The organism is Pseudomonas azotoformans (genome assembly GCF_900103345.1).
Classification (GTDB): Bacteria; Pseudomonadota; Gammaproteobacteria; order Pseudomonadales; family Pseudomonadaceae; genus Aquipseudomonas; species Aquipseudomonas azotoformans.
Genome location: NZ_LT629702.1, coordinates 6,452,542 through 6,475,176, shown reverse-complemented (window position 1 = coordinate 6,475,176; position 22,635 = coordinate 6,452,542). Strand labels below are relative to the sequence as shown.

Below are 22,635 nucleotides of genomic sequence, written 5' to 3'. Positions count from 1 at the left end.
CATACTCTGAGAGACATTTCCGAGGAACTTGAACGAAGCGGCCGTCAAAGCTTTCACCGGCGTCAGGCAAAAGGCTAAGCTAGGGGCAATCAGTGTCGGCGACGCCGGCACTTGTCCAGATTCCTCTGCACGGACGTCTCATGCGCAGTCGCCTTTTCAGCTTTTTATCTTGTCTGCTTCTTTCCGCCACCGCCGTTCAATCCGCCCAGGCCGTGGACCTCACCACCCAACGTCAATACTACGATGAAGCCAAACGCGCCCTGGCCAAGGGCGATACCGGGCCGTACATGCAATACAGCCAGGCCCTGGCCGACTACCCGCTGACGCCCTACCTGGCCTACGACGAACTGACCGCCCGCCTGAAAACCGCGAGCAACCAGGAAATTGAGCAGTTCCTCGCCAAAAACGGTGACCTGCCTCAGGCCAACTGGATGAAACTGCGCTGGTTGCGCTGGCTGGCCGAACGGGGCGACTGGCAGACCTTTGAAAAGTACTATGACCCCAAGCTCAATTTCGTCGAACTGGACTGCCTGCACGGCCAGTACCAGCTCACCCATAATCTGAAGGCCGAAGGCTACAAGACCGCCGAAAAACTCTGGATGACCGGCAAGTCCCAGCCGGCTGCCTGCGATGTCACCTTTGGTCAATGGGCGGCTGACGGCCAACTCACCGAACAGAAGATCTGGGACCGCGCCAAACTCGCCGCCGAAGCGCGCAACTACGCGCTGGCCAACAGCCTGGTAAAAACCCTGCGCACGCTGGGCCCGCAAGGCCGCCTGATGGTAGACGTGGCGCAAAAGCCCGACATGCTCAGCGACCCTTCACGTTTCCTGCCGGCCACCGAGGCCATGTCCGACGCCGTGGGCCTGGGCTTGCGCCGCCTGGCACGCCAGGATCCGGACAAGGCCATGTCCCTGCTCGATGGCTACGCCAGCAGCATGCACTTCTCCCGTGACGAAAAAGTGTCGATCGCCCGGGAAATCGGCCTCACCCTGGCCAAGCGCTATGACCCGCGCGCCCTTGAGGTGATGACCAAGTACGATCCCGAGTTGCGCGACAACACCGTGTCCGAGTGGCGCCTGCGCCTGCTGCTGCGCCTGGCCCGCTGGGAAGATGCCTACCAGTTGACCCGCAAACTGCCACAAGACCTGGCCACCACCAACCGCTGGCGCTACTGGCAGGCCCGCAGCCTGGAACTGGCCGAGCCGAAGAACCCGCAAGCGCTGGTCCTGTACAAGCACTTGGCGCAGGAGCGTGACTTCTACGGTTTCCTTGCTGCCGATCGCTCCAAGGCCCCGTACCAGTTGAAGAACAAACCCCTGCTGATGAGCCAGGCGCTAGTCAACAAAGTGCGCAACACCCCGGGCGTACGCCGCGCCCTGGAATTCTATGCACGTGGCCAGGTGGTCGATGGCCGTCGTGAGTGGTACCACGTCAGCCGTCACTTCAACCGCGACGAAATGGTCGCCCAGGCCAAGCTGGCCTACGACATGAAGTGGTACTTCCCGGCCATCCGCACCATCAGCCAGGCGCAGTACTGGGACGACCTGGACATCCGCTTCCCGATGGCCCACCGCGATACCCTGGTGCGTGAAGCCAAGGTGCGCGGCCTGCATTCGAGCTGGGTGTTCGCGATCACCCGCCAGGAAAGCGCCTTCATGGACGACGCGCGCTCCGGCGTCGGCGCCAGCGGCCTGATGCAGCTGATGCCCGGCACCGCCAAGGAAACCGCACGCAAGTTCAGCATCCCCCTGGCCTCCCCGGCCCAGGTGCTGGACCCGGATAAAAACATCCAGCTCGGCGCCGCCTACCTGAGCCAGGTGCACAGCCAGTTCAACGGCAACCGCGTGCTCGCCTCCGCCGCCTACAACGCCGGCCCCGGTCGTGTACGCCAATGGCTGCGCGGTGCCGACCACCTGAGCTTCGATGTGTGGGTGGAGAGCATTCCGTTCGACGAAACCCGCCAGTATGTGCAGAACGTGCTGTCTTATTCGGTGATCTACGGGCAGAAGCTCAATTCACCGCAGCCGTTGGTGGATTGGCATGAGCGGTATTTTGATGATCAGTAACAGGAGAAGCTTCAAGCGGTAAGATTGAAGCTTCAAGAGAAATGCCCGCATTGAGAGATGCGGGCATTTTTTATGGGGCAGCTGGGCGTTCGCTTTGCACAGCTTCGGCTAAAGCCAGGTTCAACGCCTGCAGCATGAACTCAACGAACGGCGTCGCTTCTGCTTGCTGGTCGGCTGCCGACAGCGCGGCGTAGTAAGCATCCTGTTGTTCCCGAATCACCGCTTCCACCGGCAGGTAAGCCAATACAGGACGCCACTGGCTAAGAATCAACGTTTGCCAGAGTCGCCCCATCCGCCCATTACCGTCGGCAAATGGATGGATAAACTCGAATTCATAATGAAATACGCAACTGGCGATCAACGGGTGCCAATTGGAAACAGCCAGCCATTGCAGCAAATCGTCCACTAAGTGTGTGACACGGCTGGCGGGCGGCGCCATATGAACCAATTGCTCACCACGATAGATGCCGACTCCTGACTGGCGGAATCGACCCGCATCATCGATCAATCCAAACATGAGCAATTCATGCGCCTTGAGCAAGTCAACTCGATCGCTCGGGCTCCACTGCGTCATAGCCTCGTAAGCGGCAAATGCATTGCGCACTTCCTGGATTTCCCGAGGCAGGCCCAACACGCGTTTACCCTCCAGAACGGCAGTCACTTGCTCGACGCTGAGGGTATTGTTCTCGATAGCCAGCGAGGCCTGGATGGTGCGAATGCGATTGCCACGCCTGAGCTGAGGCGTCTGGCGATTATCATCACCGACTGAAAGTTGACCTATCTGCTCACTGATATCGGCTACCAAGGTGAGCATCTTTGTAGTCAGGGTCAACGGAGGTTGATAACGGCTCATGTCCTCATCCAGCTCAATCACGAAAAAACACATGATGCCTCAAGGGCCCCGCATTGCGCAGCTTCAATCAACTTCCACCCCATCACTGAACTGCAACGCCGCCAACCTTGCATACAACGCATTGCTCGCAATCAACTGCTGATGCGTTCCCACTGCCACCAGCTTGCCCTGGTCCATCACGGCAATGCGGTCAGCATTCTTCACCGTGGCCAGTCGATGGGCGATCACCAGGGTGGTGCGCCCCTGCATCAATTGCGGCAGCGCTTGCTGGATCAGGTGTTCACTCTGCGCATCCAGGGCGCTGGTGGCTTCGTCCAGCAGCAGGATCGGCGCGTCCACCAGCAACGCCCGGGCGATGGCCAAGCGCTGGCGTTGGCCACCAGAGAGGCCCATGCCGCCGTCGCCCAGGTGGGTCTGGTAACCGTCGGGCATTTGCAGGATGAAGTCGTGGGCGTGAGCAATACGCGCCGCCGCCTCAACCTGTTGCTGGGTGGCCGTCGGGTTGCCGTAACGAATGTTCTCTTCAACGCTGCCAAAGAACAGCGCCGGGCTCTGGGACACCAGGGCGAAGTGGCGGCGCAGGTCCATGGGATCGAGTTCAGTCAGCGGGTGGCCTTCGATGAGGATTTGGCCTTGCTGGGGGTCGTAGAAGCGCAACAGCAGGTCGAAAATCGTCGATTTGCCCGCGCCGGATGGGCCGACCAACGCCAGGGTTTCGCCAGGGTTGATGGTCAGGTTCAGGCCGTCGATGGCATAGCTGTCCGGCCGCGAAGGGTAGGAAAAGCGCAGGTCCTGCAGTTCCATGCGCCCGCTGACCCGTTCCGGCAACTGGACGGTGCCGGCGACCGGCGCCTGGATGTCGTTGCTCGACTGCAGCAACTCGCCAATGCGCTCGGCGGCACCGGCGGCACGTTGCAGTTCGCCAAGCACCTCGCTGAGGGTGCCGACCGCACTGCCGACGATCAGGCTGTAGAACACAAACGCCGCCAGCTCACCGCCGGATATGCGCCCGCTGATCACGTCCATGCCGCCGACCCACAACATCACGCCCACGGCGCCGAGCACCAGCATGATCACCAGGGTAATCAGCCAGGCACGTTGGGTGATGCGCTTGCGCGCGGTGGTGAAGGCGTCTTCCACCGTCACGGCGAAGCGCTGTTCGTCCTGCACCTGGTGGTTGTAGGCCTGCACCGTCTTGATCTGGCCGAGGGTCTCGGACACATAGCTGCCCACATCGGCGATCCGGTCCTGGCTCTGGCGCGACAAGCTGCGCACGCGCCGGCCGAAGATCAGGATCGGCGCCAGCACCAGCGGCAGCGCCACCACCACGATGCTGGTGAGCTTGGGGTTGGTGACAAACAGCAGCACGATGCCGCCGATGACCATCAAGGCATTGCGCAGGAACAACGACAGCGAGGAACCGATCACCGATTGCAGCAGCGTAGTGTCAGTGGTCAAGCGTGACTGGATTTCCGAACTGCGATTGTTCTCATAAAAGCCCGGATGCAGGTAGATCAGGTGATTGAACACCTGCCGGCGGATATCCGCGACCACCCGCTCGCCGATCCACGACACCAGATAGAACCGCGCAAACGTGCCGACCGCCAGGCCCAGCACCAGGATCATGAACAACCCGATGGACTGGTTGAGCAAGTGCGGCGATTGGGTCATGAACCCCTGGTCCACCAGCAGACGGATGCCCTGCCCCATGGACAAGGTGATACCGGCCGTGACGATCAGCGCCAACAGGGCGCCAAGCGCCTGCCAGCGGTAAGGCGCGATGAATCGACTGGCCAGGCGAATCGCACGGCGTTGACGGACTGAGAACATGGAGGGCATCACCGATGAGGAGTCTGTACACCTACATGGGGGGAACTTGGGCGAATAGCAATGAGTCAGGTTAATTATGCCCGCCGATGCTGATCCCTAGAGGCTATCGGTCTAACCCCTGGCTGGAAATCTGTATTGGTTTCTGGTGGACTGAGTGTTCGAACCGCTGACCTGGCAGGGAGTTGTAACAGCCTGGTCACGCGCGGGCTTTAGAGTAGGTACACAACCTGATGAGGAGACAGGCCATGACCTTGCAGAACAGCAGCGATGCCAAGATTGAAGTGATCCGCCAACCGCAGCAGTTGCCTTGCTCGTACATTGACGCCCAAGGCCGCGAAGTGCAGATCACCGAAGAGATGATCCAGCAAGCGTGCAGCGAACTGGAACAGCGACTGGTCAAGCCTGCCCAGCAAGGCTGAAGCGCCCACGCTCTTTCAAACCCGGCCCTGGTGGCCGGGTTTTTTATTCGGTCTCTAAACCGCTTCGGCGCCCAACGCGGACACGATGTTCGACAACACGGCCGACTCACCCAGGATGCGCACCTTCAAACCATCGACCTCGCGGCGCTCGGGGTAGTGCTTGCGCAGCAGGTCAAACGCCTTGCGCTGCTCGTCCACCGTTCCTACAAGGCTGCGGCGGAAATCCGCATCATCACGCCGTGGGTCGTACACGCTGCGGCACAGCGTCGCCAGCGCCCATGCCGGGTCGGTAGAAGCATTCAGCTGCACCTCGGCCAACCACGGCGGTGGCAGCAAATCACGCAATTGAATGCTCGGCTCCTGGCCCAGGTGCGCGCAGTACGCCTGATAGATCTGCGCCGTACCGCGCTGCTTGCCGTCGAGGCTGTAGCCAGCGATATGCGGCGTGGCCAGCACGCACAGGTCAGCCAGGTCGACGTCCACTTCGGGCTCGCCCTCCCACACATCCAGCACCGCTTGCAGGTCTTCGCGGTCCAGCAACACCTCACGCAGGGCGGCATTGTCGACCACCGGGCCACGGCTGGCGTTGATCAACCAGGTGCCGGGCTTGAGCTGTTCAAGGCGCTGACGGTCGAACAGGTGCCAGGTGGAGCCGTTGCCGGACTTGGTCAGCGGTGTGTGCAGGCTGATCACATCGCATTGCTCGACGATCTGCGCCAGGCTGACGTAATCGCCGTCTTCGGCGATCTGCCGGGGCGGGTCACAGACCAGCACGTTCCAGCCCAGGCCCTTGAGTACCTTGACCAGCCGCCCGCCGACTTCACCGGCGCCAACCACGCCGTAGGTGCGCTGGTTAAGGTCGGCGCCTTCGATCTCGGCCAGCGTCATCAGGCTGCCCAGCACATAGTCCACCACGCCACGGGCGTTACAGCCGGGGGCACTGGACCACTGGATACCGGCCTGTTTGAAGTAGTCGAGGTCCAGGTGGTCAGTGCCGATGGTGCAGGTGCCGACAAAGCGCACGTTCGTGCCATCAAGCAAGGCACGGTTGACGTTGGTCACCGAGCGCACCAGCAATACATCGGCCTGCTCGACCGTGGCACGGTCAATGGAACGGCCAGGCACGCGGCGAATCTCACCGAAACCCTGGAAGAAGGCATCGAGCAGCGGAATATTTTCGTCGGCAACAATCAGCATGGCAGGCTCCTTAGGCGGACCCGCAGTGTACAGGGATCGCAGCCCTCGCTTACAAATCGCTAACACAGGTTTTTTCCTGACCGATGCGTCAACGCGTAGAATCCGCTGTCCTTGCGCTTGCCTCGACTGGACACCTGTACGTGAACACTGCCACCGCCACCCTTACCCGCCCCGCCCGCATTCGCCGGGAAGTGCGCGGCCTGCTGACGCTCGCCCTGCCGATCATGATCGGCCAACTGGCCACCACGGCGATGAGTTTTGTCGATGCGGTGATGGCCGGACGCGTCAGCCCGCAAGACCTGGCGGCAGTGGGCCTGGGCAACTCGATCTGGATTCCGGTGTACCTGCTGATGACCGGCACACTGCTGGCGACCACGCCGAAAGTTGCACAGCGCTACGGTGCGGGCCAGTTCAGCGCGATCGGGCCGTTGGTGCGACAGTCGTTGTGGCTGGCCGTGGTGGTCGGCATCACGGGGGCGCTATTGCTGCTCTGCGCCGAACCGATCCTGCATGCGATGAAGGTCGAGGCCGACCTGATCGCGCCGTCCATGGGTTACCTGCATGGCATTGCTGCCGGCATGCCGGCCATTGCGCTGTATTACGTACTGCGCTGTTTCAGCGATGGCCTGGGCCGCACGCGACCGAGCATGGTGATGGGCCTGTGCGGCCTGGCGCTGAATATTCCGCTGAACTACATCTTCATCTACGGTCACCTCGGCCTGCCGGCCATGGGGGGTGTGGGATGTGGCTGGGCCACGGCCATTGCGATGTGGGTGATGATGCTCGGCCTGGCCGGCTGGACCCGTTGGGGCCCGGCTTACCAGAGCAGCGAATTGTTCAAGCGCTTCGACTGGCCGCAATGGGGAGTGATCAAGCGTGTACTGGGGATTGGCCTGCCGATTGGCATCGCGATTTTTGCCGAATCGAGCATCTTCGCCGTCATCGCCTTGCTGCTCGGCAGCCTGGGGGCCACGGTGGTGTCCGGCCATCAGATCGCCCTGAACGTCAGCTCGCTGGTGTTCATGATCCCCTACTCCCTGAGCATGGCCGTCACTGTCCGCGTGGGCCAGGCCCTGGGCCGCGGCGAACCGCGTGAAGCGCGCTTCGCCGCCGGTGTCGGCATGGGCACTGCGCTGGCGTATGCCTGCCTGTCGTGCAGCCTGATGCTGGTCTTTCGCGAACAGATTGCCGCGATCTACACCCCGGACCCGATCGTCATCCACCTGGCCTCCACGCTGATCGTGTTTTCAGCGCTGTTCCAGTTCAGTGATTCGATCCAGGTCACTGCCGCCGGCGCCTTGCGTGGCTACCAGGACACCCGTGTCACCATGGTGCTGACCCTGTTCGCCTATTGGGGCGTGGGCCTGCCGGTGGGTTATGCCCTGGGCCTGACCGACTGGCTCGGCGAACCGAGCGGCCCGAGCGGCTTATGGCAAGGGCTGATCGTGGGCCTGAGCTGTGCGGCGGGGATGCTGCTGGTGCGCCTGGCGCGCAGTGCACGCCGGCGCATCCGTGCAGATAAAGCGCAGGGTTAAGCAGACTTCTTGCGGATCCAGTACAGGTACGTACCGGCCTGTTCCTGCTGATCCACCAGTTCGTGGTCCAGGAACACACAGAACTTGGGAATATCGCGGCGCGTGGACGGGTCGGTCGCGATCACCTTGAGCAAGCCGCCGGGCGGCAGGTCACGGATGTGCTGGTGCAGCATCATCACCGGCTCCGGGCAGTTGAGGCCGGTGGCGTCGAGGGTGGCGTCGACGGGCAAATCGAGGTTCATACATCACTCCTGAAACGGATGCCGCTCCAAAGGTGGGAGCGGGCTTGCCCGCGAAGACACGGGCACATTCAACATTAGTTTCGACTGTTATACCGCTTTCGCGGGCAAGCCCGCTCCCACAGGGGTCCTGTGGTGATTTCAACTGTTCAGCGAGCCTTGGGTTTCTTCGCTGTTTCCAATCGACGCAAATGGCAGGTCACTTCCTCACGGTCGTGGTACAGCTGCTTGCAGCCGATCTCCACGCGAATGCCACGCGCCTTGAAGCCGTCCTCAATGCGCTCCAGCAAGCGCTTCACTTCAGCGTAGCGTTGCTTCATCGGCAACTTCAGGTTCACCACCGCCTCGCGGCAATGCCCCTCGCCGATCCAGGTTTCCAGCAGCGCGGCGTTGCGCGCCGGTTTCTCGACGATGTCGCAGACCATCCAGTCCACTGGCTGCTTGGGCACGAAAGTGAAGCCGTCGGCCATCAGGTGCTGCACCAGGCCGGTGTCCATCAGGCTTTCGGCCATGGGGCCGTTGTCGATGGCGGTCACCAGCATGCCACGGTTGACCAGTTGCCAGGTCCAGCCGCCCGGCGCTGCGCCGAGGTCGACGCCGGTCATGTCGCCGTGCAGGCGCTCGTCCCACTGGTCGCGGGGGATAAAATGGTGCCAGGCTTCTTCCAGCTTCAAGGTCGAGCGGCTGGGCGCTTCGCGTGGGAACTTGAGGCGCGGGATACCCATCGGCCACATCGCCGAGTTGTTCGACTCGGCCAGGCCCATGAACACTTCGCGGCCGCTCTTGAAGGTCAGCAACAGGCGCGGCTTGCTCGGGTCGTCGACCAGCTTGCCGGCGTTCAGCAGGGCCTTGCGCAGGTGCACTTCGAATTTCTTGCAGAAGTTCGACAGTTCCTTGCCGTCGTTGGTGTCGACCATCTCCAGCCACAGGCTGCCGCACACCGGGAATTCACGCAGGTGGGCGAGGATCACGCTGATGCGGTCGGTTTCCGGCAGGTCGATGAATACCCCACGCGCCCACTGCCTGGGGAAGATCAGCTCGGCAAAGCGCTGGCCGTGCATCAGGCGCTGGGCGCCGTCTTCTTCGGTGCAGACGAATTCGGCGCAGGCGCTGCCGGTCTTGGCCTTGGCGTAGCCGGAAACGTTCAGGCGCGCGGCGTGTTCCGCGATCTCGGAACAGACTTCGCCTTCAAAACCCGGGCGGCAGTGCATAAAAAGGGTGTTCATCAATTCTCCAAGTGAATCAACCGACCTTGCGCTGTCGCAATGCCTGTCATGAAAACCCGCGCATGATAACGGACTTCGGAACCTTGGACTTAACGATAGAGTCCAGTTATTAGCCTGCTAATGAAAACAGGGCTAAGTTGATAGCTCTGTTCGTCCCGTCAGGTCCGTAGCCGTGCGGACCATAAGGAGTCGTGTCATGTCATCGCTTGATAGCCTGAGAACCCTTAAAACACTGCAAATCGACAACAAGACCTATCACTACTTCAGTTTGCCCGAGGCCGCCAAGAGTCTGGGTGACCTGGACAAGCTGCCGATGTCGCTCAAAGTGCTGCTGGAAAACCTGCTGCGCTGGGAAGACGACAAGACCGTCACCGGCGCCGACCTCAAGGCCATCGCAGCCTGGCTCAAGGAACGCCAGTCCGACCGCGAGATCCAGTACCGCCCCGCCCGGGTATTGATGCAAGACTTTACCGGCGTACCCGCCGTGGTCGACCTGGCCGCCATGCGCGCCGCCGTGGCCAAGGCCGGGGGCGATCCGCAGCGCATCAACCCGCTATCGCCCGTGGACCTGGTAATTGACCACTCGGTGATGGTCGACAAGTTCGGCAACGCCGACGCCTTTGAGCAGAACGTCGACATCGAAATGCAGCGCAACGGCGAACGCTACGCCTTCCTGCGCTGGGGCCAGAGCGCCTTCGACAACTTCAGCGTGGTGCCACCGGGCACCGGTATCTGCCACCAGGTCAACCTCGAATACCTGGGCCGCACCGTGTGGACCAAGGACGAAGACGGCCGCACCTATGCGTTCCCCGACACGTTGGTCGGCACCGACTCCCACACCACCATGATCAACGGCCTCGGCGTACTCGGCTGGGGCGTGGGCGGGATCGAGGCGGAAGCGGCGATGCTCGGCCAGCCGGTGTCGATGCTGATCCCGGAAGTGATCGGCTTCAAGCTCACCGGCAAACTGAAAGAAGGCATCACCGCCACTGACCTGGTGCTGACCGTGACCCAGATGCTGCGCAAAAAGGGCGTGGTGGGCAAGTTCGTCGAATTCTACGGCGACGGCCTGGCCGACCTGCCGTTGGCGGACCGCGCCACCATCGCCAACATGGCCCCGGAATACGGCGCCACCTGCGGTTTTTTCCCAGTGGATGAAGTGACGCTGGACTACCTGCGCCTGTCCGGGCGCCCGGCAGAAACCGTGAAGTTGGTCGAGGCGTACACCAAGGCCCAGGGCCTGTGGCGCAACGCCGGCCAGGAACCGGTGTTCACCGACAGCCTGGCCCTCGACATGGGCAGCGTCGAAGCCAGCCTGGCCGGGCCGAAGCGCCCACAGGACCGCGTAGCCCTGCCAAATGTGGGCCAGGCCTTCAGCGACTTCCTCGACCTGCAATTCAAACCCACCAACAAGGAAGAAGGTCGCCTGGAAAGCGAAGGCGGCGGCGGGGTTGCCGTGGGCAATGCAGACCTGGTGGGCGAAGCCGACTACGAATACGACGGCCAGACCTATCGCCTGAAAAACGGCGCCGTGGTGATCGCCGCGATCACCTCCTGCACCAACACCTCCAACCCCAGCGTGATGATGGCCGCCGGGCTGGTGGCGAAAAAGGCCGTGGAAAAGGGCCTGACCCGCAAGCCCTGGGTGAAAACCTCGCTGGCCCCCGGTTCCAAAGTAGTCACCGACTACTACAAGGCGACTGGCCTCACCCAGTACCTGGACAAGCTCGGCTTCGACCTGGTGGGTTATGGCTGCACCACCTGCATCGGCAACTCTGGGCCGTTGCCGGAACCTATCGAGAAAGCCATCCAGAAGGCCGACCTGGCCGTGGCGTCGGTGCTGTCCGGCAACCGCAACTTCGAAGGCCGGGTGCACCCGCTGGTGAAAACCAACTGGTTGGCATCGCCGCCCCTGGTCGTCGCGTATGCCTTGGCCGGCACCGTGCGCATTGATATCAGCAGCGAACCGCTGGGTAACGATCAAGACGGCAAGCCGGTGTACCTCAAGGACATCTGGCCGAGCAGCAAAGAGATCGCGGACGCTGTGGCCCAGGTCAGCACCGGCATGTTCCACAAGGAATACGCCGAGGTGTTTGCCGGTGACGCGCAATGGCAAGCCATTGAAGTGCCGCAAGCTGCGACCTACGTGTGGCAGAAGGATTCCACCTACATCCAGCACCCACCGTTCTTCGATGATATTGCAGGGCCCCTGCCGGTGATCAAAGACGTCACAGCCGCCAATGTGCTGGCCCTGCTGGGCGACTCGGTCACCACTGACCACATCTCCCCGGCCGGCAATATCAAGACCGACAGCCCTGCCGGCCGCTACCTGCGCGAACAAGGCGTAGAGCCGCGCGACTTCAACTCCTATGGCTCACGCCGTGGCAACCATGAAGTGATGATGCGTGGCACCTTTGCCAACATCCGTATCCGCAATGAAATGCTCGGCGGTGAGGAAGGCGGCAATACGCTGTACATCCCCACTGGCGAGAAGATGCCGATCTACGACGCCGCGATGAAATACCAGGCGTCGGGCACGCCATTGGTGGTGATCGCCGGCCAGGAATACGGCACCGGCTCCAGCCGTGACTGGGCAGCCAAGGGCACCAACCTGCTGGGGGTCAAGGCGGTGATTGCCGAGAGCTTCGAGCGTATCCACCGCTCCAACCTGGTGGGCATGGGCGTACTGCCGTTGCAGTTCAAGCTGGATCAGAACCGCAAGTCGCTCAAACTGACCGGCAAGGAGAAAATCGACATTCTCGGGCTGAGCGATGTGGAGATCGTGCCGCGCATGAACCTGACGCTGGTGATTACGCGGGAGGATGGCACTACGGAGAAGGTTGAGGTGCTGTGTCGGATCGATACGCTGAATGAGGTGGAATACTTCAAGTCGGGCGGCATCTTGCACTATGTGCTGCGCCAGTTGATCGCCTCTTAAGCAACACTGCAAAACCAATGTGGGAGCGGGCTTGCTCGCGAATGCGGTGGATCAGTCAAGCATGCATCGACTGACACTCCGCATTCGCGAGCAAGCCCGCTCCCACAGTTTTGACTGCGTTTCAGATCAGCCGAACAGCCACTTCCACAGCAGGACCAATACGACAACCGCCAGCACCGGCCGCGCAATGCGGTAAGCCTTCGGATGCTTGCGCTTCCACTGCTTGACCACACCACTGAACTTGTCGCTGAAGGTCTTGCTCCAGGCATACGCCTGGTTGATCCCGCCTACGCGCTCGTCATCCAGGTTCTGCGGCGCAGTCGCGCGGCCCAACTGCTTGCTGACCCAGCGGTTGACGCGGGTCATCAGGCGGTTGCTCAGGGGGCGTTCGATATCGCAGAACAGGATCACGCGGGTCTGCTCGGTTTCGTTCTTGACCCAGTGCACGTAGGTCTCATCGAACATCACGTCTTCACCGTCGCGCCAGGCGTAGACCTGGCCGTCGACGAAGATGCGGCAGTCGTCGGAGTTCGGCGTGGACAGGCCCAGGTGATAACGCAGGGAACCGGCAAACGGGTCGCGGTGCGGGTTGAGGTGGCTGCCGCCCGGCAACAGGGCGAACATCGCACCTTTCACATTGGGAATGCTGCTCACCAAGGCCACGGTTTTCGGGCACAGCGCCTCGGCCGATGGCAGCGGTTTGTCGTACCACTTGAGGTAGAAACGCTTCCAGCCTTTCTTGAAGAACGAACCGAAACCGGCGTCGTTGTTCTTTTCGGCGGCGCGGATATAACCCTCGTCGAACAGGTGCATGGCCTCTTCGCGGATCACTTCCCAATTGTCCTTGAGCACGTCCAGTTCCGGGAACTTGCTGCGGTCCAGGTAGGGCTTGGATGGCACGGCCGAGAACAGGTACATCAAGGCGTTATACGGGGCGAACAGCGCCGAATGGTTGACGAACTGGCGCAACATCGGCAAACGCGCCTTGCCGCGCAGATGCACATACAGCGTGCTGCCGATAAACAACGCCAGCACCGACAGCTTGGCGGCCAAAGAAAAGGTCATGCAGCAACTCCTGGAAATAAGCGCCTGGCCAACAGCAGACGTAGCAGCCGGCCATGATAAACACTTGGGCCAGTATGCAGAAGGCCCAAGGTATTGGCGCTGACATACATCAAGCCTGGTTTTCCTGCTCGGTAAACAAATCGCTGAACAGCATGCTCGACAGGTAGCGCTCACCGGAGTCCGGCAGGATCACCACGATGGTCTTGCCCTGCATTTCCGGCTTCTCGGCCAGGCGCACGGCCACAGCCATCGCCGCGCCGCAGGAAATACCGCACAGAATCCCCTCTTCCTGCATCAGGCGCAGGGCCATGGCCTTGGATTCGTCGTCGGTCACCAGTTCCACGCGGTCGACCATCGACAGGTCGAGGTTCTTCGGCACAAAACCGGCGCCAATACCCTGGATCTTGTGCGGGCTGGGCTTGATCTCTTCACCGGCCAGGGCCTGGGTGATCACCGGCGACACGGCCGGCTCGACGGCCACCGACAGGATCGGCTTGCCCGCGATGTTCTTGATATAGCGCGACACGCCGGTGATGGTGCCACCGGTGCCCACGCCCGCCACCAGCACGTCCACGGCGCCATCGGTGTCGTTCCAGATTTCCGGACCGGTGGTTTTCTCGTGGATGGCCGGGTTGGCCGGGTTTTCGAACTGGGCCGGCATGAAGTAAGTGGCCGGATCACTGGCGACGATTTCGCCGGCTTTTTCGATAGCGCCCTTCATGCCCTTGGCCGGTTCAGTCAGCACCAACTCAGCGCCGAGGGCCTTGAGTACCTTGCGCCGCTCGATGCTCATGGATGCCGGCATGGTCAGCAGCAGCTTGTAGCCACGGGCGGCGGCGACAAACGCCAGGCCGATGCCAGTGTTGCCGGAAGTGGGTTCGACGATGGTCATGCCCGGCTTGAGTTTGCCGGTGCTTTCGGCGTCCCAGATCATGTTGGCGCCAATGCGGCACTTCACCGAGTAGCCCGGGTTACGCCCTTCGATCTTGGCCAGGATGGTCACGCCACGCGGCGCGATCCGGTTGATCTGCACCAGGGGCGTATTACCGATGGAGTGCGCGTTGTCTGCAAAGATGCGGCTCATGACGGGTCCTATTGGCGGTATTCAGGAAGGCAACAAGGGTATGCCTCGTGCCGCCAAGCGTCCAGTCGGAGGAACGTTGCACGTGTTACGGGAGTCAATCGCCTACCTGTATGGAGAACTGACTGATGAAACGTCGCTACAGCTGGCCACTATGGACCGTTGCCGGATTGCTGGTGGTACTGGTCGCCTTGAGCATTGCCCTGCCCTATCTGGTGCGCAACTACTTGAATGACAAGCTCGCCGACATGGGCGACTACCGCGGCCAGGTCACCGACGTGGACCTGGCTTTGTGGCGCGGCGCCTACAGGATCAACGGCCTGGAGATCATCAAGGTCGACGGCAAGGTGCCGGTACCGTTCGTCAAGGCGCCGCTGATCGACCTGGCGGTGAGCTGGCACTCGCTGTGGTACGACCATGCGGTGGTGGCCAAGGTGCTGTTCATCAACCCCGAGGTGAACTTCGTCGACGGCGGTGCCAACAAGCAGGCGTCCCAGACCGGTAAAGGCACCGACTGGCGCGAACAGTTGAGCAAGCTGGCGCCCATCACCCTGGATGAGGTACGCATCGAAGACGGCAAGATCGCCTTCCACAACTTCAGCTCCAAACCTCCAGTCAATCTCAATGCAACGTCGGTCAACGCCAGCTTCTATAACCTGACCAACGTGGTCGACGTCAAAGGCAAACGCGACGCCCGCTTCGACGGGAAGGCCCTGCTCCAGGGCCAGGCGCCGCTGGAAGCCAGCGCCACCTTCGACCCGCTGAGCAATTTCGAAAACTTCGAATTCCGCTTCCGCGCCAAGGACCTGCAGCTCAAGCGCATGAATGACTTCGCCTCGGCCTACGGCAAGTTCGACTTCAAGGCCGGCACCGGCGATGTGGTGATCGAAGCCCAGGCGGACAAAGGCCAGTTGACCGGCTATATCAAGCCATTGCTGCGTGATGTTGAAGTGTTCGACTGGCAGCAGGACGTGGAAAACAAAGACAAGAACATCTTCCGCTCGATCTGGGAAGCCGTGGTCGGTGCCAGCGAAACCGTGCTGAAAAACCAGAGCAAAAACCAGTTCGCGACCCGCGTCGAACTCAGTGGCAGCGTGCACCAGCAGAATGTCAGCGCGTTCTCCGCGTTTTTGGCGATTTTACGCAACGGCTTTATCCAGGCGTTCAATGCGCGGTACGAACAGCCCAAGCCCAGCGCTGACTAAATGTGGGAGCGGGCTTGCTCGCGAAGGCGGCGTGTCAGTCAGCGCAAATGTTGACTGAACAACCGCATTCGCGAGCAAGCCCGCTCCCACATGGGCACGAGTACAGATTCAGGTCGTGACCGGTCATTCAGAGACTGAATAACCCGCGTGCGTTCACAGTCGCCGGGGCTGCGCGGTATAGTCCCGGCATTGATGAATGCGAGGAAGCACCGATGAAGTTCGAAGGCACCCAGGCCTATGTGGCTACCGATGACCTGAAACTGGCCGTCAACGCCGCCATTACCCTGGAACGGCCGCTGCTGGTCAAGGGCGAACCGGGCACCGGCAAGACCATGCTCGCCGAGCAGTTGGCCGAGTCCTTCGGCGCCAGGCTGATCACCTGGCATATCAAGTCCACCACCAAGGCCCACCAGGGCCTGTACGAGTACGACGCGGTGAGCCGCCTGCGCGACTCGCAACTGGGCGTGGACAAGGTGCACGACGTGCGCAACTACCTGAAGAAAGGCAAGCTCTGGGAAGCGTTCGAGTCCGAAGAGCGGGTGATCCTGCTGATCGACGAAATCGACAAGGCCGATATCGAGTTCCCCAACGACCTGCTGCAAGAACTCGACAAGATGGAGTTCTACGTCTACGAAATCGACGAGACCATCAAGGCGAAAAAGCGCCCGATCATCATCATTACCTCCAACAACGAAAAAGAGCTGCCGGACGCGTTCCTGCGCCGCTGCTTCTTCCACTACATCGCCTTCCCCGACCGCACCACCCTGCAAAAGATCGTGGATGTGCACTACCCGGACATCAAGAAAGACCTGGTCAGCGAAGCGCTGGATGTGTTCTTCGACGTGCGCAAGGTGCCCGGCCTGAAGAAAAAGCCCTCCACCTCCGAACTGGTCGACTGGCTCAAACTGCTGATGGCCGACAACATCGGCGAAGCGGTGCTGCGCGAACGCGACCCGACCAAGGCCATCCCGCCGCTGGCCGGTGCGCTGGTGAAGAACGAGCAAGACGTGCAGTTGCTGGAACGTCTGGCGTTCATGAGCCGTCGCGGTAATCGCTGATGTTGCTCAACCTGTTCAACGAGATGCGCGCCGCCAAGGTGCCGGTGTCGGTGCGCGAGCTGCTCGACCTGATCAACGCGTTGAAACAGCGCGTGACCTTCGCCGACATGGACGAGTTCTACTACCTGGCCCGGGCGATCCTGGTCAAGGACGAGCGGCATTACGACAAGTTCGACCGGGCCTTCGGCGCCTATTTCAACGGACTGGAAAAGCTCGATGACCACCTGCAGGCGCTGATTCCCGAAGAGTGGCTGCGCAAGGAATTCGAGCGCTCGCTGACCGATGAGGAGCGCGCGCAGATCCAGTCCCTGGGCGGCCTCGACAAGCTGATCGAGGAATTCAAGAAACGCCTGGAAGAACAGAAAGAACGCCACGCCGGCGGCAACAAGTGGATCGGCACCGGCGGCACCAGCCCGTTTGGCTCCGGCGGCTATAACCCCGAAGGCATTCGCGTCGGCGATGCCGGCAAGCGCCAGGGCAAGGCCGTCAAGGTGTGGGACCAACGCGAGTACAAGAACCTCGACGATCAGGTGGAACTGGGCACGCGCAACATCAAGATCGCCCTGCGCCGCCTGCGCAAATTTGCGCGCCAGGGCGCAGCGGAAGAACTGGATATCGACGGCACCATCGACCACACCGCTCGCGACGCCGGGCTGCTGAATATCCAGATGCGCCCGGAGCGGCGCAACACCATCAAGCTGCTGTTGCTGTTCGATATCGGCGGCTCGATGGATGCCCACGTGAAGATCTGCGAAGAACTGTTCTCCGCGTGCAAGACCGAGTTCAAGCACCTGGAGTACTTCTACTTTCACAACTTCGTGTACGAATCGGTGTGGAAGAACAACCAGCGCCGCACCTCGGAACGCACCTCGACCCAGGACCTGCTGCACAAGTACGGCGCCGATTACAAAGTGATCTTTATCGGCGATGCGTCGATGGCACCGTACGAAATCACCCAGGCTGGCGGCAGCGTCGAGCACTGGAACGAAGAACCCGGGTATGTGTGGATGCAGCGCTTCATGGCCAAGTACAAGAAGCTGATCTGGATCAACCCGTATCCCAAGGACACCTGGGGCTATACGGCGTCGACGGGAATTGTGCGGGAGTTGGTGGAGGATCAGATGTATCCGCTGACATTGCGCGGGCTTGAGGAAGGGATGCGGTTTCTGTCGAAGTAGCCTGAAAACCTGTAGTCGCGGGCAACGACTACAGGACTGTCATCAGCCGTGCTGGGCGTCGGTCCAGCCGAACTTCAGGAACAGCGCGGCAAACTGTTTGACCAGTTCAGAGTCCTTCTTGTCGACCTTACGGTCATTGTTGACATCCTGATTGATCGAGACCCCACCAAGGCCATTCCCATCGGCATAGACCGCCGCCGTATAGACGATGCTTTCATCGGTGGGTACACCGTGACCTTGATGAAAATGCAGGCGCACCGTGTCAGGCACACCGTTGCCATCAAAGTCCCGGGCAAACACTTTCAAGTATTTATCAAAGGGTTCGTCAAGGCTGAACCAATTGAACTCAAGAAACAACTGGGCCAACTCAATGGCCTGTGCACGGTCGACCGCATCGACGATGCCATCCTGGTTCACATCATCGGCAATTACCCAGTCCAGCTTCCCGTCATCGGTGATATCGAAGGTTGTGGCCTGGTGGACAAGCGTCGGTGTACGGGTATCGTCGTGAAACTCAAGCGTGACCACGTCGGGCACATCGTTATCGAGTATGTCCTGTGCGTAGATCTTCATGTAGCGCATGGTGAATCCTGATTGTGAATGAACGACCAAGACTTCCATGCGCGTCCTTGCGGACCAATACGACGGAGGACTCAAACACCGTAGGACATATCTCGTACTGTCATTGCGTACTGCCTCAGTACTTAAATGAAGCGACGCAAAAAGTCGACGTGCTGGCGGTGCGCGGTCTCTTGCACCACCGGCGACAATCTGACCATTTCCCCCGGCAGACACTGCGCCAGCCGCGCCAGTGACAACGGCGTCAGTGCCCCGAGGCGTGGATAGCCGCCGATGGTCTGCCGATCATTGAGCAACACAATCGGCTGCCCATCCGGCGGCACCTGGATCGCGCCCAGGGGAATGCCCTCGGAAATCAGCGACGGCCCCTGGTACTGCAAAGGTGTACCCAACAAACGCATGCCCATGCGGTCGGCGCGGCTGTCCAGGGACCAATCGCTGTTGAAGGCATCGAACAGGCTTTGGCCGCCGAACTGGCCGATCTGTGCGCCGAGGATGACATCCAGTGATGCACCGGTTGGCAATTGGGGTTCACTCAGTACCTTCATGGCCCCGCCCGCCCCCGAATAAACGAGGCGCCCGCCTTCGGCCAACGCCCTGCCAAAACCGTCCACCCCGCCCAATTCCTCACGTACAACCGTGGCGCAACTGCCGAGCACATCCGGCGCGTCAAAGCCGCCCGGTGCCGCAAGGTAGGCCCGCGCACCACTGAACGGCTGGGTAAAGCGCAAACGCTGGCCCTTTTGCAGGATAAAACTGCGCCCAGGGCTGATGGCACGTTCGTCGATATACGCGCCCAGGTCCGCACCGGCCAGGGCCAGCAGGCAATAGTCCTCGGCCTGCACGGTGAAACCGCCCAGGGTGATTTCCACCACCGGCGCGTCCAGAGCATTACCCAGCAGCCAGTTGGCCCAGGACATCGACACCCAGTCCAGCGCCCCGCCCTGGGTCACGCCCAGGTGGCGCACGCCAAAGCGACCGGCGTCCTGCAACAGGCACAGCGGCGTGCTGGCCTCGATCAATAAGCGGCTCATGCCTGCGCCTCCAACGGCGTGTCATCGCCACCCAACTTGATGAATTCAGCGTGCTCGACCGCTTCGAAGCGCACCGTGTCACCAGGCTGCATCAGGCTGTAGCCGTCGCGCTCACGGTCGAAAAGTCTGGCCGGCGTGCGGCCGATGAGGTTCCAGCCGCCCGGCGACACCACCGGGTAGGCGGCGGTTTGCCGTTCGGCAATGCCGACGCTGCCGGCCGCCACGCGTTTGCGTGGGGTACTGAGGCGCGGGGTGGCGAGGATTTCATCCACCAGGCCCATAAAGGCAAAGCCGGGCGCGAAGCCGAGGGCAAACACCTGGTATTCGTGGGCGCTGTGGCGGCGAATCACTTCGTCGATCGCCAAGCCGCTGCGCTGGCTGAGCAAGGTCAATTCCGGGCCGACGCTCAGGTCGTACCACACCGGCAGCACATGGCACTGGCCGCCTCCCTGGGCCTGCGGCTGCAGGTCGGTGAGGGCCTGGTCGATCAGCTCCCGCGCCTGGGCCGGGTTCACCGCAACGAGATCGTAATGCACCATCAAGGTGGTGTAGGACGGCACCAAGTCCACCAGTGCCGCGCCAAACCCGCTGCGCAGGCGCTGGGTAGCAGCGAGCATCCACGGCATGTTGGTCTCGGCGATGACATCAAACAGACGCACCATCAGGCAGTCGATGGCGACCACTTCAATCCGTGGTTTCATGCTGGCTTCAATGCCTCGCGGATGCGCTGCACGGCCGCGACCGAGCTGGCGTTGTCGCCGTGCACGCACAGGGTATTGGCTTGCAGGAGCAGCGGGCTGCCGTCGCTGGCAATCAACGTTTCACCACGGGCAAGGGTCAGGGCTTGCTGGACGATAATGTCGGAATCATGGTGCACGGCGCCCGGCAACTGCCGCGACACCAGGTGCCCCTTATTGTCGTAAGCGCGGTCAGCGAAGGCTTCAAACCAAAGGGTGACGCCGTATTCATCGCCCAAGGCCTGGGCCGCGCTGTTGTCGCGGGTGGCGAGCAGCATCAGCGGCAACTCGCCGTAGGCCGCCACGGCTTGGATCACCGCGCGCAATTGCACGGGGTTGGCCATCATGTCGTTGTACATCGCGCCGTGGGGTTTGACGTAGCTGACCCGCCCGCCCTGGGCACGGCAGATGCCATCCAGTGCGCCGATCTGGTAGTGCAGCAGGTCCTGGATTTCCTGCGGGGTGTAAGCCATGGAGCGGCGGCCGAAGCCTTGCAAGTCCTGGTACGCCGGGTGCGCACCGACTTGCACGCCATGCTTGAGCGCCAGGCTGACGGTCTTGCGCATGATGCTCGGGTCGCCAGCATGGAAACCGCAGGCCACATTGGCGCAATCGATGAACGGCATGACTTCGGCATCCAGACCCATGGTCCAGTTGCCAAAGCTTTCGCCGATGTCGCAATTGAGTAGAAGACGGCTCACGGACTGTCGCTCCTGTAGGCTTTGTTTTTTTGTAGTGTGGGATTTTTTACGCAGAACTCGCAACTTGTCCTGACACCCCAACGGCGCTTATCGTGGAATGGCTCGATTTTTGGCGCTGGCCCGGTGCGGCGTCCAACTAATAAAAACCGATCCATGCATAAGAAAAAGTTGATCCCATGAATTTGAAGTTCCTCGAAACCTTCGTCTGGGTGGCCAAACTCAAGAGTTTTCGCCTGACCGCCGAAAAACTGTTCACCACCCAGGCCTCGATCTCCAGCCGCATTGCGGTGCTGGAAAGCGAGTTGGGAGTGAAGTTGTTTCTGCGAGATTCGCGTGGCGTGAGCCTGACTCCGGAAGGCTTGAAGGTGCTGGATTACGCCGAGCAGATGATGGTGACCATGCAGGACCTGAAGCAGTCCCTGGAGACCACCAGCAGCAAGGTCGGGCGCATCCGGATCGGCGCCATGGACACGGTGATCCACACCTGGCTCAGCCCGTTGGTGGCGGAATTGATGGACCACTTCCCCCTCGTGGAAATCGAATTGGTCGCGGATACTGCACTGAACCTAAGCGATCAGCTGCAAAAAGGCTTCCTCGACCTGATCCTGCAAACCGACCTGCTGCGCCTCGAAACCGTACGCAGCCTGGAACTGGCCAGCCACCCCATGGCCTGGATCGTCGCCAGCCAGTCGATCTACAACCGCGACTACGCCTCCCTCGCCGAACTGGCCCGGGAGCGCATCATCACCTACTCGAAAAACTCCCATCCGCACCAGGACGTTATCAGCCTGATGCAAGCCAACGGCGTGGCCGCGCCACGCATGAACTGCGTGAACTCGGTGTCGGCCATTACCCGCCTGCTGCGCGATGGCTTCGGCATCGGCGCGTTGCCGCCGGTGCTGGTCAGCGAAGAACTGGCGCGCGGCGAATTGGTGATGTTGCCGATGGCGCAGAAACTGCCGAATCTGCAGGTGGTGGTGTCGTGGCGCGTGGGGGTGGAGTTGGTGGAAGAAATTGTGGGGTTGTGCCAGAAGGTGGTGGCGCGATATGCCGAAGAGGTTGGCGCAGAGCGGATGGTGCTGGCGAAACCCGATTAAAAAGGTGGGAGCGGGCTTGCTCGCTCCCACATTTGGAACTGTGTATGGCTTACAAACCTTTGAGGTCGCGCTCTTCGATCGGCCGGCTCTGGCGCAGGCGCTTGCCACCCAGCACCACCCAGTCGATCAGGCGGAACAGGCATTCCAAGCCAAACGACAGCAGCATCGCCCCACCCAGGCCCCAGCCCATGGCCTCAGGCGTCAGCAGGATCTGGTAGCTGTAGCCGTTCCAGGTTTCCAGGCGGATGTCCGGGTCGGCCGCCACCGCCACTTGCAGGGCGCGGATGTACCACGGGCCTTGCATGGCCTGGAACTGCTTGTCCAACGCCACCTGGCGATCGAGCATGGCGCCCAGGCTGTTGGCATCGCTCTGGAACACCGGGTCATCACTGGCGCGGTAATGCGCCACCAAGGCTTTCAAATCGCCGTTGAAGAACTGCCGTGCGGTGTTTTCAAACCCGCTGAGGCCGGTCTGGGCCTCGATCAAGTGGGCTTCGACGCGCTTGGCATAGTCGTTGATAAACCCCGGCACCTGCACGCCGACCAGCAGGCCAATCGCAAACAGCACCAACCGCAGATAACTGAGCAACATGG

The 22,635-nt window shown here is 61.3% G+C and carries 19 protein-coding genes and 1 pseudogene; 8 read left to right on the top strand and 12 right to left on the bottom strand.

Annotation, left to right across the window (positions count from 1 at the left end; all coding sequences use genetic code 11):
- Positions 1-140: 140 nt before the first annotated feature.
- Positions 141-2,069 carry a transglycosylase SLT domain-containing protein gene (locus tag BLR69_RS29410; RefSeq protein ID WP_071496729.1) on the top strand — a complete coding sequence of 643 codons (1,929 nt, stop codon included), beginning with the start codon at positions 141-143 and terminating at the stop codon, positions 2,067-2,069.
- Positions 2,070-2,157: 88 nt separating this feature from the next.
- Here BLR69_RS29410 and BLR69_RS29405 read toward each other — a convergent pair.
- Positions 2,158-2,922: pseudogene (locus tag BLR69_RS29405) on the bottom strand (Fic family protein); the annotation flags it as partial.
- Between the two features lie 63 nt (positions 2,923-2,985).
- Complete coding sequence (locus tag BLR69_RS29400; protein ID WP_166794322.1) at positions 2,986-4,761, bottom strand: ABC transporter transmembrane domain-containing protein; 1,776 nt, start codon at positions 4,759-4,761, stop codon at positions 2,986-2,988.
- Between the two features lie 236 nt (positions 4,762-4,997).
- Between BLR69_RS29400 and BLR69_RS31000 the strand changes: the two genes are divergently transcribed.
- Positions 4,998-5,171 (top strand): PA1571 family protein, encoded by a 174-nt coding sequence (locus BLR69_RS31000; protein WP_058425072.1) that lies wholly within the window; start codon positions 4,998-5,000, stop codon positions 5,169-5,171.
- Positions 5,172-5,225: 54 nt separating this feature from the next.
- On the opposite strand, the gene pdxB is transcribed toward BLR69_RS31000, so the two are convergent.
- Positions 5,226-6,368: a 4-phosphoerythronate dehydrogenase PdxB gene (gene pdxB, locus BLR69_RS29395; protein ID WP_071496731.1), complete on the bottom strand. Its 1,143-nt coding sequence runs from the start codon at positions 6,366-6,368 to the stop codon at positions 5,226-5,228.
- Positions 6,369-6,508: 140 nt separating this feature from the next.
- Between pdxB and BLR69_RS29390 the strand changes: the two genes are divergently transcribed.
- Positions 6,509-7,903 (top strand): MATE family efflux transporter, encoded by a 1,395-nt coding sequence (locus BLR69_RS29390; RefSeq protein WP_071496732.1) that lies wholly within the window; start codon positions 6,509-6,511, stop codon positions 7,901-7,903.
- On the opposite strand, the gene tusA is transcribed toward BLR69_RS29390, so the two are convergent.
- A complete protein-coding gene (gene tusA, locus BLR69_RS29385; RefSeq protein ID WP_058425075.1) occupies positions 7,900-8,145 on the bottom strand; it encodes a sulfurtransferase TusA in 246 nt (81 codons plus the stop codon). The two genes, BLR69_RS29390 and tusA, sit on opposite strands and share 4 nt — an antisense overlap.
- A gap of 146 nt (positions 8,146-8,291) precedes the next feature.
- Entirely contained in the window at positions 8,292-9,368 is a 1,077-nt protein-coding gene (gene rlmM / locus BLR69_RS29380) for a 23S rRNA (cytidine(2498)-2'-O)-methyltransferase RlmM (protein WP_034102534.1), read from the bottom strand.
- Positions 9,369-9,564: 196 nt separating this feature from the next.
- Between rlmM and acnA the strand changes: the two genes are divergently transcribed.
- Positions 9,565-12,306: an aconitate hydratase AcnA gene (gene acnA / locus BLR69_RS29375; RefSeq protein ID WP_071496733.1), complete on the top strand. Its 2,742-nt coding sequence runs from the start codon at positions 9,565-9,567 to the stop codon at positions 12,304-12,306.
- A gap of 126 nt (positions 12,307-12,432) precedes the next feature.
- On the opposite strand, the gene BLR69_RS29370 is transcribed toward acnA, so the two are convergent.
- Both BLR69_RS29370 and cysK read right to left on the bottom strand, forming a co-directional pair.
- Positions 12,433-13,371 carry an aspartyl/asparaginyl beta-hydroxylase domain-containing protein gene (locus tag BLR69_RS29370; RefSeq protein WP_034102532.1) on the bottom strand — a complete coding sequence of 313 codons (939 nt, stop codon included), beginning with the start codon at positions 13,369-13,371 and terminating at the stop codon, positions 12,433-12,435.
- 109 nt (positions 13,372-13,480) lie between these two features.
- On the bottom strand, positions 13,481-14,455 hold the full coding sequence (gene cysK, locus BLR69_RS29365; protein WP_071496734.1) for a cysteine synthase A: 975 nt from the start codon (positions 14,453-14,455) through the stop codon (positions 13,481-13,483).
- Positions 14,456-14,580: 125 nt separating this feature from the next.
- Between cysK and BLR69_RS29360 the strand changes: the two genes are divergently transcribed.
- The 3 genes from BLR69_RS29360 to BLR69_RS29350 all read left to right on the top strand — a co-directional run bounded on the left by BLR69_RS29360 (position 14,581) and on the right by BLR69_RS29350 (position 17,893).
- Positions 14,581-15,657: an AsmA family protein gene (locus BLR69_RS29360; RefSeq protein ID WP_071496735.1), complete on the top strand. Its 1,077-nt coding sequence runs from the start codon at positions 14,581-14,583 to the stop codon at positions 15,655-15,657.
- A 212-nt stretch (positions 15,658-15,869) separates the two neighbouring features.
- Positions 15,870-16,715, top strand: a complete 846-nt coding sequence (locus BLR69_RS29355) for an AAA family ATPase (protein ID WP_003189627.1) — start codon at positions 15,870-15,872, stop codon at positions 16,713-16,715.
- Positions 16,715-17,893, top strand: a complete 1,179-nt coding sequence (locus tag BLR69_RS29350) for a vWA domain-containing protein (protein WP_071496736.1) — start codon at positions 16,715-16,717, stop codon at positions 17,891-17,893. Before BLR69_RS29355 ends, BLR69_RS29350 begins: the two co-directional genes overlap by 1 nt.
- Before the next feature lie 42 nt (positions 17,894-17,935).
- Here the strand turns inward: BLR69_RS29350 and BLR69_RS29345 are convergent, their stop codons facing one another.
- The 4 genes from BLR69_RS29345 to BLR69_RS29330 all read right to left on the bottom strand — a co-directional run bounded on the left by BLR69_RS29345 (position 17,936) and on the right by BLR69_RS29330 (position 20,944).
- A complete protein-coding gene (locus BLR69_RS29345) occupies positions 17,936-18,514 on the bottom strand; it encodes a hypothetical protein (protein WP_134434967.1) in 579 nt (192 codons plus the stop codon).
- A gap of 83 nt (positions 18,515-18,597) precedes the next feature.
- The gene (locus BLR69_RS29340) at positions 18,598-19,506 is read right to left on the bottom strand and encodes a 5-oxoprolinase subunit C family protein (protein ID WP_071496738.1); all 909 of its coding nucleotides are present in this window, start codon (positions 19,504-19,506) and stop codon (positions 18,598-18,600) included.
- Positions 19,503-20,207, bottom strand: a complete 705-nt coding sequence (locus BLR69_RS29335; protein ID WP_071496739.1) for a 5-oxoprolinase subunit B family protein — start codon at positions 20,205-20,207, stop codon at positions 19,503-19,505. The genes BLR69_RS29340 and BLR69_RS29335 overlap by 4 nt, the downstream gene beginning before the upstream one ends.
- Complete coding sequence (locus BLR69_RS29330) at positions 20,204-20,944, bottom strand: 5-oxoprolinase subunit PxpA (RefSeq protein ID WP_071496740.1); 741 nt, start codon at positions 20,942-20,944, stop codon at positions 20,204-20,206. Before BLR69_RS29330 ends, BLR69_RS29335 begins: the two co-directional genes overlap by 4 nt.
- Before the next feature lie 176 nt (positions 20,945-21,120).
- Between BLR69_RS29330 and BLR69_RS29325 the strand changes: the two genes are divergently transcribed.
- Entirely contained in the window at positions 21,121-22,041 is a 921-nt protein-coding gene (locus BLR69_RS29325) for a LysR family transcriptional regulator (protein WP_071496741.1), read from the top strand.
- A 49-nt stretch (positions 22,042-22,090) separates the two neighbouring features.
- Here the strand turns inward: BLR69_RS29325 and BLR69_RS29320 are convergent, their stop codons facing one another.
- The gene (locus BLR69_RS29320) at positions 22,091-22,633 is read right to left on the bottom strand and encodes a DUF2937 family protein (protein ID WP_071496742.1); all 543 of its coding nucleotides are present in this window, start codon (positions 22,631-22,633) and stop codon (positions 22,091-22,093) included.
- Positions 22,634-22,635: the final 2 nt, after the last annotated feature.